Origin of the sequence: Achromobacter spanius (genome assembly GCF_002812705.1) — a bacterium.
GTDB classification, from domain to species: domain Bacteria; phylum Pseudomonadota; class Gammaproteobacteria; order Burkholderiales; family Burkholderiaceae_B; genus Achromobacter; species Achromobacter spanius.
Map to the genome: position 1 here is coordinate 2249151 of NZ_CP025030.1, position 13404 is coordinate 2262554.

At 58.9% G+C, this 13404-nt stretch carries 9 protein-coding genes; 3 read left to right on the forward strand and 6 right to left on the reverse strand.

Annotation, left to right across the window (positions count from 1 at the left end; all coding sequences use genetic code 11):
* Positions 1-32 precede the first annotated feature (32 nt).
* Positions 33-1144 (reverse strand): IS3 family transposase gene (locus tag CVS48_RS10260; RefSeq protein ID WP_419191448.1). Its coding sequence is split into 2 segments (ribosomal slippage): positions 33-892 and positions 892-1144, totalling 1113 coding nucleotides; the frame shifts between segments, so codons are not numbered across the junction.
* A gap of 106 nt (positions 1145-1250) precedes the next feature.
* Here CVS48_RS10260 and CVS48_RS10265 point away from each other — a divergent pair.
* A complete protein-coding gene (locus tag CVS48_RS10265; protein WP_126376200.1) occupies positions 1251-2957 on the forward strand; it encodes a hypothetical protein in 1707 nt (568 codons plus the stop codon).
* Between the two features lie 334 nt (positions 2958-3291).
* On the opposite strand, the gene CVS48_RS10275 is transcribed toward CVS48_RS10265, so the two are convergent.
* Positions 3292-3885, reverse strand: a complete 594-nt coding sequence (locus CVS48_RS10275) for a DUF4291 domain-containing protein (RefSeq protein WP_100854360.1) — start codon at positions 3883-3885, stop codon at positions 3292-3294.
* A 240-nt stretch (positions 3886-4125) separates the two neighbouring features.
* Here CVS48_RS10275 and CVS48_RS10280 point away from each other — a divergent pair, with 240 nt between their 5' ends.
* Complete coding sequence (locus CVS48_RS10280; protein ID WP_100854361.1) at positions 4126-5427, forward strand: hypothetical protein; 1302 nt, start codon at positions 4126-4128, stop codon at positions 5425-5427.
* Positions 5428-5718: 291 nt separating this feature from the next.
* On the opposite strand, the gene CVS48_RS10285 is transcribed toward CVS48_RS10280, so the two are convergent.
* The gene (locus tag CVS48_RS10285; RefSeq protein WP_100853290.1) at positions 5719-6990 is read right to left on the reverse strand and encodes an IS256 family transposase; all 1272 of its coding nucleotides are present in this window, start codon (positions 6988-6990) and stop codon (positions 5719-5721) included.
* A gap of 266 nt (positions 6991-7256) precedes the next feature.
* Between CVS48_RS10285 and CVS48_RS10290 the strand changes: the two genes are divergently transcribed.
* Positions 7257-7547: a hypothetical protein gene (locus tag CVS48_RS10290; protein WP_100854362.1), complete on the forward strand. Its 291-nt coding sequence runs from the start codon at positions 7257-7259 to the stop codon at positions 7545-7547.
* A 1054-nt stretch (positions 7548-8601) separates the two neighbouring features.
* On the opposite strand, the gene CVS48_RS10300 is transcribed toward CVS48_RS10290, so the two are convergent.
* The 3 genes from CVS48_RS10300 to CVS48_RS10310 form a co-directional block, all read right to left on the reverse strand.
* A complete protein-coding gene (locus CVS48_RS10300; protein ID WP_100854364.1) occupies positions 8602-9639 on the reverse strand; it encodes a DUF2235 domain-containing protein in 1038 nt (345 codons plus the stop codon).
* A gap of 296 nt (positions 9640-9935) precedes the next feature.
* A complete protein-coding gene (locus CVS48_RS10305) occupies positions 9936-12287 on the reverse strand; it encodes a cytochrome P450/oxidoreductase (protein ID WP_242001322.1) in 2352 nt (783 codons plus the stop codon).
* A gap of 72 nt (positions 12288-12359) precedes the next feature.
* Positions 12360-13361, reverse strand: a complete 1002-nt coding sequence (locus CVS48_RS10310) for a Bug family tripartite tricarboxylate transporter substrate binding protein (protein WP_100854365.1) — start codon at positions 13359-13361, stop codon at positions 12360-12362.
* Positions 13362-13404 lie beyond the last annotated feature (43 nt).

The following is a 13404-nucleotide window of genomic DNA, read 5'->3' on the forward strand; positions in this document are numbered from 1 at the left end:
TGACGTCACCCCCGTTTCGCAGCAGTTGAAAACTAGAATTCGGTCGGCTCAGGCAGGCTGACCTGCTGTGTTTTGGCGTATTCACTCGGGGTCAGCATGCCGAGCGAGCCATGGGGCCGGTGGTCATTGTAATCAGCACGCCATGCTTCAATGACCGTCTTCGCATGCTCAAGCGATGGGAATTCATGCGCGTTCAGGCACTCATCCCGTAGCCGGCCGTTAAACGACTCGCAAAGGCCGTTATCTGTGGGTTTGCCCGGCCGAGTGAAGTCCAACAACACTTTGTTCTCCCAAGCCCATAAATCCAGTGCTTTGGACGTGAATTCTGTTCCATGGTCGACGGTGATACTGGCCGGCAAAGCAACCCTCTTGGCGACTCGATCAAGCGCCTGAACCACGCTGTCACCGGTTAGCCGAAAACCCACCTCCAACACGGGACTCTCACGACTCCAGTTATCCACGACGGTCAGCACCCGAAACGCTCGCCCGTCAGCTAATTGATCATGCACGAAATCCATGCTCCAGCGCTGCCCAGCACCTGTTGGTTGCGGTGCGGGCCCCCGATGCAGACTCAACCGCTTATTGCGGCGGACGCGCATCCGAACCTGCAGCCCTTCCAGGCGGTACAGGCGATGGACTCGCTTGAGATTGACCTGCCAACCTTCTCGGCGCAAAAGGATATGAATCCGCTCATAACCAAATCTCGGTCTGCTCATCGCGATGTCTCGAATGCGCATTCGCAATGCCGACTGATCTCGCGCGCTGCTTTTGCGATACCAACTGCCGCTGGAAAATTGACCCAGCCGACACGCCCTCTGGACACTTACCTGATGCACGTCCAGAATCCATTGAACCACCTCCCGGCGGCGTGTCGGCGTCAGACCTTTTTTCGGATCACGTCCTGCAGAATATGCTTGTCCAAAGTCAGGTCGGCCACCACCCGCTTGAGCCTCGCGTTTTCCTCTTCAAGCTGGCGCAGCCGACGAATCTCGCTAGCCGCAAGATCGCCGTACTTCTTCCTCCAGTTGTAGAACGTCGCCTCTGATATCCCCAATCCGCGGCAGACATCCGATACAGGCGTACCGGCTTCTGCTTGGCGCAGTGCGTATGTCACTTGCGCCTCGGTGTAGCGTGACTTCTTCATCGCGTCCTGCTCCTTCTTCAAAAAGAGCCTGAAGCGACCTTACTCTAGTTTTGAGATACCCACGTTTTTTGGGAGAACGTCACAGGGCGTGGGTATGGCTTTGGGCATGCAGTCAAAGTTCAATTGGAAGGGCGTTGCCACCAGTGCGCTGGGCGCCGGCGTAACGGCTGGGGTGGGTGCTGCCTTTAATGGTGCAAATGTCCTTGCGACGAACGCCGAGATAGCAAATGCAGCCAGGGGAAGCCTGGGCGTCATGCAATCAGTGGCGCGCGCGGCAGTGAGCTCGACGGTGAGCCAGGGCATCGCCGTGGCGACAGGGCTGCAATCCAGATTCAATTGGACCAATGTCGCAGCGGCCGGAATCGGCGCGGGTGTGGGCTCAGCGGTGAGTTCAGCAGTTCTGCCCAACGCGACTGTGTTTGGCGAAAGAATGACGCGCGGCTTCGTCGCGGGCGCCGTGGGAGGGGTTGCGGCCACGGTCCTGTCAGGCGGCAAGGCGGACTACGTCAGGATTGCGACTGATGCGTTTGGGAATGCGTTGGGGAACGCTGTTGTCGACGCGATGCAGGATGAGTCATCGCCTCCGTCGACAGATCGCAGGCGTTCGGGTCAAGGCATCAGGGTAAGCGAGCAAGATCTTGCCGCCTTCGTGCGCGACCCATTGTCTATGGATGATGGAGGCCTGCCTTTGGCGCGTCTTCGAGCGGGGCTTCCTGTCAATGGAAGTGAATCGCCGACATATACGAGCGGCGAGTCGGAAAACGATCTCTACTCCGCCTTAGTCCGGGTCATGTCCGAGGACAAGCCACGGCACCAAGGGGTACTGCTGGCGGATAACGGGGGGAATAACTCCGCTGCGGCTTTGGAAGCGCTGGCATTGGCACGCAAGGGTGTCGCGCCGAACGAATCTTGGGGGGGGAAGGGGGCATTCTTTTATGGGCTCAAGGAGGGGCGTGCAAATCGATCGGTGATGGACACCGAGCCTGTGAGCATGGCCGAGAAATTAGGTGCATTGACACGCGATTTTGTCGTCGGGGCGAAGGACGCTTTGGTTGAGATGCCGCTGATGGCCGTGGATACTGCGCGGTTGACAGATTTGGCTGCGACAGCCGTGATGACTGGGCGTGCGGAAGAGTTCCAACCTTGGAGCGACACGGGGAAATTTGCGAAGGATGGGGGTACGCTAGGAGAATATTACGCTGCTCCGTTTAGCGCTCTGGGGCATATGGCAGCCGATTTGGTCGCAGGAGATATTGAAGCGGCCGGGAGTGGTGCGGCAGGTATCTTTGGAGGTGTAATTGGAGGGCGGGGATCCAGAGTTGTCTCGTCGAGGGCGAATCAAGGGATTGCGGCGGGGGGGCTTTCGAAGGAATCAAGGGGCTTGGTCGATGCTGGTAAAGTTCCAAGCGTCGGGGAGAGCGTTACGTTGTATCGGGTTGACGATGCTGGCTTCACTCCTCGAATTTTGGAGGATGGAACTGTGCCAGTAGTTTCGACCAAGGCGGGCGGCGAACGGACTATGTTCGTCAACCTTGGACAGCCTCAACGAGCCAAGGAGTTCGCTCGTATCAACCGAGGAGGCAATGCCACCATTACGGCTGTGGAGGTTGATGTTTCGCTCTTGACGCGGCTGAGGCAAGCCTCGATTTATGATAAGGAAGCTAACGTAAAACTTCATCCATCCGCACCGTTGCGGGTAGACGTAAATAAGGCTCCCGATCAGTTCGGGTTAAGGACGCCTGAGCAAATTCAGTGGCTACGTGACGCCATTAGGCCTGGCACTGCGCGGGTGGTTCACCCTGATGATTTGTGATTTAACGGAGTCTGTTTTGGAAAAGGTTTTCATTATTCCCCTTCACGTGACTCGAATGGAAGATTCGGTAATGCCAGTGAATTTTTCGGGGGCTTATGTCAGTTGCTACGCATCCGGGGTCGATTACGTAGAAGCCACAAAAAGGGTCCTTGCGAGACTTTTAGAAGATGGATTGCATCCCGAAGAGATCCTGCAGCCAATCCAACAAATGGATGTTAACGGTTGGTCTCAGCATGTTTTGGAGCAGTGGCCCCATCAAGCGAAGTCATTGCCTAATCAGAATGAATTCAACGGACTCATAGAGCAAGGGGGGGTGGTATATGGGCCATTTGGCTCATATATCTAAATACTGATACGCGTGTTCTGCGGGCAGCCTGCGGGTTGCCTCTGCGAATTGCTTATCGTCGACAAGAGCATGAATCTCGCGAACCAAGGGTGTTACATCTCTAATCCGGTAAATCCATTGATTCACATAAAGCTGAACGGCCTCATTACTCAAGCCGATCTGAATTGTCCGGTACGGTAAAGGCTGTAGTATTAAGTCGCGGTCCGGGTCCCATTGAATGCGCACGGGGGCCTCTTTTTTTACACGCATCCACTCCTCCTTGCTCATTGAGGGGTGGGGGCGGCTCAAGCAACTATGCGTCAGAGCCCATTCGAAGCCCTCCCGCGTGATGTCTATAGCCAGAATACGTCTCTGGCCGTCGTCCTTTTGACCCCATCCTGCCCGGTACATCATCCAGAGGAAGGAAGGTTTAATCCAAGTCATCCGCTCCATTTTGAAAGGTGGTGACACGAACGTTCCGTGTGCCAGGGCCGTATCCGCAACAGCATCTGAGTAAGCCTGATAGACGCGGATTGTCTTGGCGTCATAAACGGCTCGAATTTTCTGCAGCGGAGCGGCCGCGATGTCTAGTAGGTTTTGCATGGTTTATTTTACTGTTGAAGACTGAGCGGCAGCGAGCAGTCACGCCGCCGAGATTCATCCGTGCCGTACTAACTGAAGTGACAACCTAGAAATCACGATGTTAGACCGAGCTACGGCTCAAGTCCCCGATTATCCGTGCGGAACGGGCGTGCCCGTCGCAATGCCCAAGCACTTCCGGTTCACCTCGTCGATCTCGTTTAGCGTCTGGAACGCCGTCGGCCGCAGTCCGACGCGTCATGCATGAAGTCCGTAACGGCTGGCGTGGGCGCTGCCTTCAACGGTGCAAACTTCTTTGCGTCAGACGCCGAGATTGCAAATGCAGCCAGGGGAAGCCTGGGCGTCACGCAATCGGTGGCGCGCGCGGCGGTGAGTTCGACGGTGAGCCAGGGCATCGTCGTGGCGACAGGGCTGCAATCCAGATTCAATTGGACCAATGTCGCAGCGGCCGGAATCGGCGCGGGTGTGGGCTCAGCGGTGAGTTCGACAGTTCTGCCCAACGCGACTGTGTTTGGCGAAAGAATGACGCGCGGCTTCGTCGCGGGCGCCGTGGGAGGGGTTGCCGCCACGGTGCTGTCGGGCGGCAAGGCGGACTACGTCAGGATTGCGACGGATGCGTTTGGGAATGCGTTGGGGAACGCTGTAGTCGACGCGATGCAGGATGAGTCATTGCTTCCGTCGACAGATCGCAGGCGTCCGGGTCAAGGGCTCCGGGTAACTGAGCAAGATCTTGCCTCCTTCGTGCGCGACCCATTGTCCATGGATGATGGAGGCCTGCCTTTGGCGCGCCTTCGAGCTGGACTTCCAATTAATGGAAGTGAATCGCCGACATATACGAGCGGCGAGTCGGAAAACGATCTCTACTCCGCCTTAGTCCGGGTCATGTCCGAGGACAAGCCACGGCACCAAGGGGTACTGCTGGCGGATAACGGGGGGAATAACTCCGCTGCGGCTTTGGAAGCGCTGGCATTGGCACGCAAGGGTGTCGCGCCGAACGAATCTTGGGGGGGGAAGGGGTCATTCTTTTATGGGCTCAAGGAGGGGCGTGCAAATCGATCGGTGATGGACACCGAGCCTGTGAGCATGGCCGAGAAATTAGGTGCATTGACACGCGATTTTGTCGTCGGGGCGAAGGACGCTTTGGTTGAGATGCCGCTGATGGCCGTGGATACTGCGCGGTTGACAGATTTGGCTGCGACAGCCGTGATGACTGGGCGTGCGGAAGAGTTCCAACCTTGGAGCGACACGGGGAAATTTGCGAAGGATGGGGGTACGCTAGGAGAATATTACGCTGCTCCGTTTAGCGCTCTGGGGCATATGGCAGCCGATTTGGTCGCAGGAGATATTGAAGCGGCCGGGAGTGGTGCGGCAGGTATCTTTGGAGGTGTAATTGGAGGGCGGGGATCCAGAGTTGTCTCGTCGAGGGCGAATCAAGGAATCGCTGCGGGGGGGCGAAGGAAGCGGGGAGCTTTACTGGCGGTGATAGAGTATAGAACCTTACAGGCATTGACCTGGAAGTTAGCAGGCTTGAGCGAATTGCAGTAAACAATAAATCGGGTTCATATTGGGCGGATTTTCGTCACGCATATCAACGTGCGCAGGGGCATGTCGACTTTGCAAACATCGAGGCTGATATTGACTTCTCCAGAGTGGCGAGTATGCAGGTTATGGGCGGTCATTTCTCCACGTCACCTGTTCTGCGCGTGGAGCATGGAACTGAACAAGTGGGAGAAAACGGATCGTTGCGAGCTCGGGTCGAACTGCTGGCACCTGGCGGAAATTTCTATCCAAAAAGGGCCTGTCCGTATTTTTGTGGGCGAGGCGTTTTAAAAGTTGTTATCCCCGCACCGCAGTAAACCGTTCACCGAACAGGATAGCAAACTGGTTCATGGCGGCTTTCCAGTCGAAGGTCGCCCTGACGGACTTGGCCAGCACATTGCGTAGCGCCAGCCATAGGAGCTTGATGGCGGCCTCATCGTTGGGGAAGTGCCCCCGCGCCTTGATGATCTTGCGCAACTGCATGTTCAAACTTTCAATGGCGTTTGTGGTGTAAATCACGCGTCTGATGTCTGGCGGAAAGACGAAGAACGGCGTGACGTTCTCCCAGGCCCGCTGCCAGGCCTGGACGATCGTTGGGTACTTGATCCCCCAGGGTCCATCGGCGAACGTTTGCAGCGCCTGCTCGGCCGCTTGTTCGCTGGCGGCAGCGTAGATCGGACGCAGGGCAGCGGCCACTGCCTTGCGGTCTTTCCATCCCGCGTAATCCAGGCTGTTGCGGATCAGATGCACGATGCAGGTCTGTACCGTCGTGCGCGGGAAGGCTGCGCCAATAGCATCGGCCAGGCCCTTCAGGCCGTCGACGACCGCGATCAGGATGTCCTGGCAGCCACGGGTCTTCAGGTCATTGAAGACCTTGAGCCAGAACTTGGCCCCTTCGGTCTGCTCAACCCATAGGCCCAGCACGTCGCGCTGGCCGTCGGCCTGCACGCCCAGCGCCAGATACACCGCCTTGTTGCTGACCCCGCCGTCGTCACGGATCTTGACCCGCAACGCATCGAAGAACACCACCGGGTACATCGCCTCCAGTGGCCGGTTCTGCCAGGCGATGGTTTCGGTCATGACCTCGTCGGTGACCGAGCTGATGAAGTCAGGCGAGACCTCGGTGCCGTAGCTCTCGGCCAGGAACGCCTGGATCTCGCGCACGCTCATGCCCCGGGCGTACATGGCAATGATCCGGTCATCGAACCCGGTGAAGCGCCGCTCGTGCTTGGGGATCAGGATCGGCGCGAAGGAGCCGTCCCGGTCGCGCGGCAGTTCCACGCGCACCGGGCCATGCTCGGTCAGCACCGTCTTGCCACTGGCGCCGTTGCGCTCGTTGGCCTGGCCTTCGGGCTTGTCCTCGCCTGGCCGATATCCCAGATGCAAATTCATCTCTGCGGCCATCGTCCGCTCGATCACGGCCTTCTGGAACGACAGGAACAGGTCTTGAACCTCGCTGGGCGTCATCGGTCCCTTGACCAGATGATCCAGCAACTCGGCCGGCACTTCAGGCAGCGGCCCACGGGCCGCCGCCTGAGCAGCTGCTGTGCGTCTCTTCTTCATCGGCATATCCATGGTCTTTGGTCCTCATGATATGCCTCGCACACAAAATCACGGATAGGTCCTCCAAAAACTAACGGGCAAGGTTATTCAACGATGACCCCAACCTCATGGTCATTAGCGCAAGCCAAGGGCGAAATGAGTATGGCATGGCTGAATCGTCAGCAAATATCTGGAAGCTCCTACCGCGGAATTTCCGGAGGGGTGTCATTTAGATTTTTTGAGCCAAACCACACAAGCGTGAACTTGTGGCGTGGCTATCTGGAATACACACCATGAAAAAGATTATTGCAGAGGTCATGTTGCTACAGGATAAAAGCGCGTACCCAAGAATTTACTGCGTGGGGGAAGACGGTGTTGAGGATGAGGCGGTTACTTACACGCTTTGTGATGCAGTTTGGGAACTGTGTGGCGCGCCGATTTCCGAATTGAAAGAACTCATTGAACAGGTTGCCTGTGTAGAGGGCATCCCAGGTGATCCAAAACTTGCAGACATGTCGATCAACGACAAACTTATATGGGTTCGTCTGCCCTTTTCGAACTTGGGTGGAGTATGTGTCGAATGAGAATGTTCCGGAGTTCTCTGTGGAGGGAGGCATTCCGCAGCAATTTACGTTAAATCAGTTGCAGCGCGTAGTTGAGGTGGCATCCAACTTTTCGTCTGAACTTGCCAAGGCGGGTGGCGAGAATCTAATTGGGCACAGAGTGGAAATGGATTTTCCGGATAGTTAAGTTGTTCGTTTGGGGGCTGCGTACCTCAACTGATCATGAGGCGCAATTTAAGACTGTATTTTTTAATTCCAAACCCGACCGAGGTCTAAAAAAATGTAGTCTGATACTGAGGTTTCTCCACGAATTTCCAGCGAAGTTCATTGTGAATCAACGGCCTGTGCGGCGAGGCAAGGTCAAGCGGTTCGGTTGGCGGTGATTAGGGCGTGCATGGCGCCAGTCTTATACCCTTCATCTGGCGACCAAACCGTTTGAAGGAAGACCCGGCCATGCACGCAGTGGAGTATTGCAGAAACTGCTCCAGGATTCGATCCCTAGTCTACATTTGAGCCGACTCAGGGCCTTGATAAGCACGGTGCGGAGTGCGATGGCAACGCGAGGGTTGGCACTCAGCGGACTGGCACGCGGACTGCCGACTGGGCAAGCGACACGGCATCGGATCAAGCGCGTAGACCGGCTGCTTGGCAACCGTCATCTGCATAGCGAACGCTCCATTTTCTATCAACTGCTGTGCCGCCAGTTCATGGCCGGGACTAAGCGCCTCGTTATCTTGGTGGATTGGTCCGATTTGAAGGCGGACCGGAGTTGGATGCTGTATCAGGAGATATACAGGGCTGTGTTCGATCGTTAGGGTGAGGAGTTAACGGGGGCTGGGATGCTATTGGCGCCTCCGTGTTCTCTAGAAATACCAGAATTCTAATATGAGTCTACAAGTGCGATTGCGCGCTGCGTAGTATTGGATTTGACTGATTTTCAGTGGCTAATTTGCCGTAGAGATGATTTGGACTTGGTAGGGCGCTTTGAGTCCCAATGATCCAGAAACTGTGGGGCTGTGGATAGATTGGAAGGGGCGTATCCACAACTCTGACGAGAGCCCCAGTAGTCCCTTTGTCAGCGCCCCACCGGCAACCCCGCCACCGCCTCCTTAAAATCCGGAAACTCCTTCAAATATTCCGCACTCCCTGCCACCCGCTTCACCACCCTTTCATCCACCGTCAAATTCAGCACCGCCGCGCCATCCCACATTCGCGCCCGCTTCTTCACATGGATCAGCACTTTCTCCGTGAACTCCTTATACGAGTCATGCGGATGGCACTGGTCATAATCCGTGGACACCCGGTGCGCGATGCCCGCCTCCAGCCCCACCTGCCTTGCTTTCTCTTGCAACCAAGCCGCCGGCAGCGTCTGCAAACTCCCGTCCCGATACCCACCGCCAATGTCCGAATGCGCGCCGATAAACCAGCGCTGCTCTACCGGCCTGTCCGCAGGGCGGGGTTCGGAATTAACCAGCCGCGTCCATAGCGTCGGAAAATACGGCTCGCGATATTCGTTCGTTGCAATCGCGTGATAAGCGTGATGGACGTGGTTGCTGAGTTCTGTGTCGTGGAAGTTATAGAACTTGGAAAACCCGGGAAACGAAATGCCGCCGACGGGGATGCCAAGGCTGCCCACCGTGTCCCAAACACCCACAAAATGCAGGTCGGTATCGCGCGAGAACTGCGTGCGAAACGAAAGCGCTTCGATAGACGACGGATGGCAATCGTCGCGATATAGCGCGTAGGCTTCAGCAACGTTGTCGTCAGTGGGGCTTTTAAGCAGCCCGCATTTGCGGACCATGCCGGCCAGGCTGCGGGCGGAATACGCACCACGGCTGAAGCCGAACAAGAAGATGTGGTCGCCGGGTTCCTGGCGTTGGCATAGCCATTGGTAGCCGTGGCGGATGTTGGCGGATAGCCCGGCGCCGAATGCGCCGCCAACGAATTTGTCGATGGCGGCCCACAGGCCTTGGCCTTGGGTGCCGACGCCTTCGATGTACAGGGTTTCCTGCGTGCTGGTTTCCGGGGCGGCTTTGTAAAGCTCGTAGGCGTTGGTGCGGTCGTTGGGTTCGTTCCACGTGCCGTCAAAGAAGATGGCCAGATTCTTCATCATGTTCAGCTCCCCACAGATCGAGTCTTCCGATACATCTGTTGCTGGCTGGGATGACGCCCGCGTGAGGCAAGCTAGCACGCGGGTTGCGCGTTTGCCGCCTGCGTGGTTTCCCTGCTGGCGGCATGTACACCGCCTTTTTTACTAACCGACAAGGCATAAAAAAGCCTGCGCCGGGGTGATGGCGCAGGCGAATCCCGAAGGCGGGATGGTCGAACTAGATAATGTGTAGCAATCCGATTCTTGGAGGATGGTATCCGCGTAGAAAGCGGTTGGTAGCGGCAGCGATCAGTTGATCGTCACAACTCCAACACCACGTTCGCACCGCCACACGAGCGCGAGCAGCACGCCATCATCTTGTTATTCGCGTCACGTTCCGCGCGCGTGAGCACGACGTCGCGGTGGTCGATATTCCCTTCCAATACGCGCACCTCGCACGATCCGCAAAGGCCTTCTTCGCAATCGCTTTGCACGTCGATATTGGCGCCGCGCAGCGCGGTCAGCAGGGTCTGATCCGCCGGCACGTTGATGACGATGCCCGAGTCCTTCAGCATGACTTCAAACGGCTGTTCCTTGGACGGATCCAGCGTGCCCAAGGTGGAATGGAAGTGTTCGACGCGCAGCGCATCTTCGGGCCATGCGGCGCAACAGGTGGCCAAGCCATCCAGCAAGCCTTGCGGGCCGCACGCATAAATCTGCGTGCCGGCATCCGGCTGGGACAACAGCGCCGCGTAATTCGCGCGTGTGCCTTCGTCTTTGACGTGGGTGTGCAGGCGGTCGCCGTGCAGCGCCGTAAGTTCGTCCAGCATCGCCATGCACGTGCGCGCGCGGCCGCTGTAGTGCAGTTGGTAATCCAGGCCCAGTTCCTTGGCGCGCCGTGCCATGGCGCTGATGGGGGTGATGCCGATGCCGCCGGCAATCAAGATCAGCTTGTCGGCCGCTTCATTCATGCGGAAGTGATTGCGCGGCCCACGGATGCGCAGGCGTGCGCCGACCACCGCGTTCGCGTGCATCCACGCGGAACCGCCTCGGCCTTCTGTTTCCTTCAACACGGCGATTTCAAATACACCGGTCTCGGCAGGATCTCCGCACAAGGAGTATTGGCGCGACAGGCCCGTGTCGCCGCATTCCACGTCGATGTGCGAGCCCGGCGTCCAGCGCGGCAGCGGCTTGCCATCGGGCGACACCAAACGCAGGCGCAGGATGCCGTCAGCGGCTTCGACCGCGCTTTGCACGACGACGGGCCGCGTGATGGCGTGCGACGAGGGCTCGCCGATGCGCACGGGGTGCTGATCATTCAGCAATGCCGGCGACGCCAGTTCCGGGTTCTGCTTCGGGTCCCACTCCACCCACAAGTGCTCCGGCCCGCGAAACGAGGTATTGGGCACATAGGTAAACGACTGCTCCGACAGCTTCATATGCGGAAGGCGACGCGTGAGTTCTTCCAGGAAGATCTGCATTTCCATGCGGGCCAGGTTCTTGCCCATGCATTGGTGCGAGCCGTAGCCGAAGGTGAGCTGGTCGCTGGCGTTTTCGCGGCGGATGTCGAAGAGGTCGGCGTCGTTGAACTGGCCTTCGTCGTGGTTGGCGGACGACGTGACGATCAGCAGCTTGGAGCCTGCCGGGATCGGCACGCCGGCGATCTCGACATCGCGCGTGGCCAGGCGGCGCCACGCGGCGACCGAGCCGTTATGGCGCAGGCATTCTTCGACGGCGTTGGGAATCAGGTCGGGGTCTTCGCAGATTTCGCGCCAGGCGTCGGGGTGTTGCAGCAGCAGCTTGATGGCGTTGGCCGATGCGTTGGCAGTGGTTTCGTGGGCGGCGACGATGCCGGCCATCATCATGGAATGCAGGTAGGAATCGGTGACGACATCGGGATGCGTCTGCTGCTTGCGCAAGCCGTATTGCATCCAGCCGGGGCCGGACGGGTCCTGGCGCATCTTGTCCAGGATCTTGCCGGCCAACTGCCAGAAGTTGCCGACGGCATGCGCCACGGCCACTTGTTCTTCGGGCTTGGGGCGACCCCAGGTGTTGACGGTGTGCGCGATGGAATATTGGCGCAGCAGCTCCATGTCTTCTTCGGGCACGCCCAGGAAATGCAGCGCCACGGTCAGCGGCACTTCCCACAGCATCTGGTCGACGAGATCAGCGCGGCCGTCGTTGACGAAGCGGTCGACGTATTCGCGGGTCAGGCGGCGCACCATGGGTTCGTGGTGCTTCAACTCTTCGGGCGTGAACGGGTCCATCAGCACGCGGCGGCGCGGCATGTGGGCGGGTTCGTCTTCGTTGACCAGCGTGCGGTTCATGGCGTAGCCGTACGACTCCAGCACGGCGTTGGCCTCGGGGCCGGTGGGGGTGATTTTTTCCAGCGCGATGGACGGGCTGAAGGTGATGTTGTCGCGAAAAATCGCCTTGATGTCTTCGTAGCGCGTGACCACCCAGTAGCCCAGCTTGGGGCTGTAGAACACGGGTTCCTGCTCGCGCGCCCAGCGCACGTATTCAGGGGGGTCTTGCTGGTAGCCATCGCCAAAGGGGTCGAACTCGGCCGCGCGGGCGCTGACGGGGCAGCCGGTGGGGCTTTGCATCGCGGCAAGCGCCGCGTGATCGATGGGACAGCCCGACGGGCGCGAGGAAGAGGGCGATTGGCTCATGATGCTTTCCGTGTATTCGTGATGCATCGGCCTGCCGCGTGGGCGGCAGGCCGCGGGTGGTGATGGCAGCGCTTAGTCCAGCGTAATCTTCAAATCCGTGATCAGCTTCTGCCAGCGGGCGCGTTCGCCCTTCAACATCTCGGCGTATTCAGCGGGCGTGTTGCCGACCGGCTCGATGCCGAAGTCGACCAGGCGCTTGCGCGTGGCCGGGTCGTTGATGGTGGCCACCACCTGCTTGTTCAGCGCGTCGATGACGGCGGGCGGCGTGCCGGCCGGCACCACCACGCCCACTTGCGCGGACGCTTCGACGTTCTTCAGGCCGATCTCTGCGAACGTGGGCACGTCGGGCAGTTGCGGCAGGCGGGTCGGGTTGGCCACGGCCAGCGCGCGCACCTTGCCGCCGTTGATGAAGCCGGCGCCGGCTGCCAGGTCGACCATCATGGCGGGGATCTGGCCGCCCGCCACGTCCGCCAGCGCGGGCGATGCGCCGCGATACGGCACGTGGGTCATGGTCAGGCCGCTTTCGACTTTCAGCAGTTCCATGGCCAGATGGTGCGGGCTGCCCGCGCCGGCGGAACCGTAGTCCAGACCTTCCTTGCGCGACTTGGCCTCGGCCAGGAATTCCTGCACGGTGTTGACCTTCATGGACGGGCCAACCACCAGAATCATCGGAAAGCGGCCCATCAGCGTGACGGGCGCCAAGTCCTTGACGGGGTCATACGACAGCTTCTTGTACAGCGCGGGGTTGAACACCAGTGTGCCGTTGTCGGCGGACAGCATGGTGTAGCCGTCAGCGGGCGAGCGCGCGGTTTCGGATGCCGCGATGGCGGTGTTGCCACCCGGCTTGTTCTCGATCACAACCGGTTGGCCCATGCGACCCGACAGGCCCTGGCCGATGCTGCGCGCCAGAAAGTCGGAGCCGCCGCCTGCCGCGTAGGGCACGACCCAGCGCACGGGCTTGGACGGGTAGTTGGCAGGCGCCTGTTGGGCGAAAGCGTTGGCACAGGCCAGCAAGGGCAGGGCCAGCAGGCCGGCCAGGAAAGTGCGTTTCAGGGGGCGATTCAGGGTGCGCATCGGCTGTCTCCATTTCGGGATGACCTGATGGCATCCCTTCTTT

What these genes read in the sequence shown, in the direction of transcription:
- CVS48_RS10265 (WP_126376200.1), top strand. Translation starts at nt 1,251, where the DNA reads ATGCAGTCAAAGTTCAATTGGAAGGGCGTTGCCACCAGTGCGCTGGGC.
- CVS48_RS10275 (WP_100854360.1), bottom strand. Translation starts at nt 3,885, where the DNA reads ATGCAAAACCTACTAGACATCGCGGCCGCTCCGCTGCAGAAAATTCGA.
- CVS48_RS10280 (WP_100854361.1), top strand. Translation starts at nt 4,126, where the DNA reads ATGAAGTCCGTAACGGCTGGCGTGGGCGCTGCCTTCAACGGTGCAAAC.
- CVS48_RS10285 (WP_100853290.1), bottom strand. Translation starts at nt 6,990, where the DNA reads ATGCCGATGAAGAAGAGACGCACAGCAGCTGCTCAGGCGGCGGCCCGT.
- CVS48_RS10290 (WP_100854362.1), top strand. Translation starts at nt 7,257, where the DNA reads ATGAAAAAGATTATTGCAGAGGTCATGTTGCTACAGGATAAAAGCGCG.
- CVS48_RS10300 (WP_100854364.1), bottom strand. Translation starts at nt 9,639, where the DNA reads ATGATGAAGAATCTGGCCATCTTCTTTGACGGCACGTGGAACGAACCC.
- CVS48_RS10305 (WP_242001322.1), bottom strand. Translation starts at nt 12,287, where the DNA reads ATGAGCCAATCGCCCTCTTCCTCGCGCCCGTCGGGCTGTCCCATCGAT.
- CVS48_RS10310 (WP_100854365.1), bottom strand. Translation starts at nt 13,361, where the DNA reads ATGCGCACCCTGAATCGCCCCCTGAAACGCACTTTCCTGGCCGGCCTG.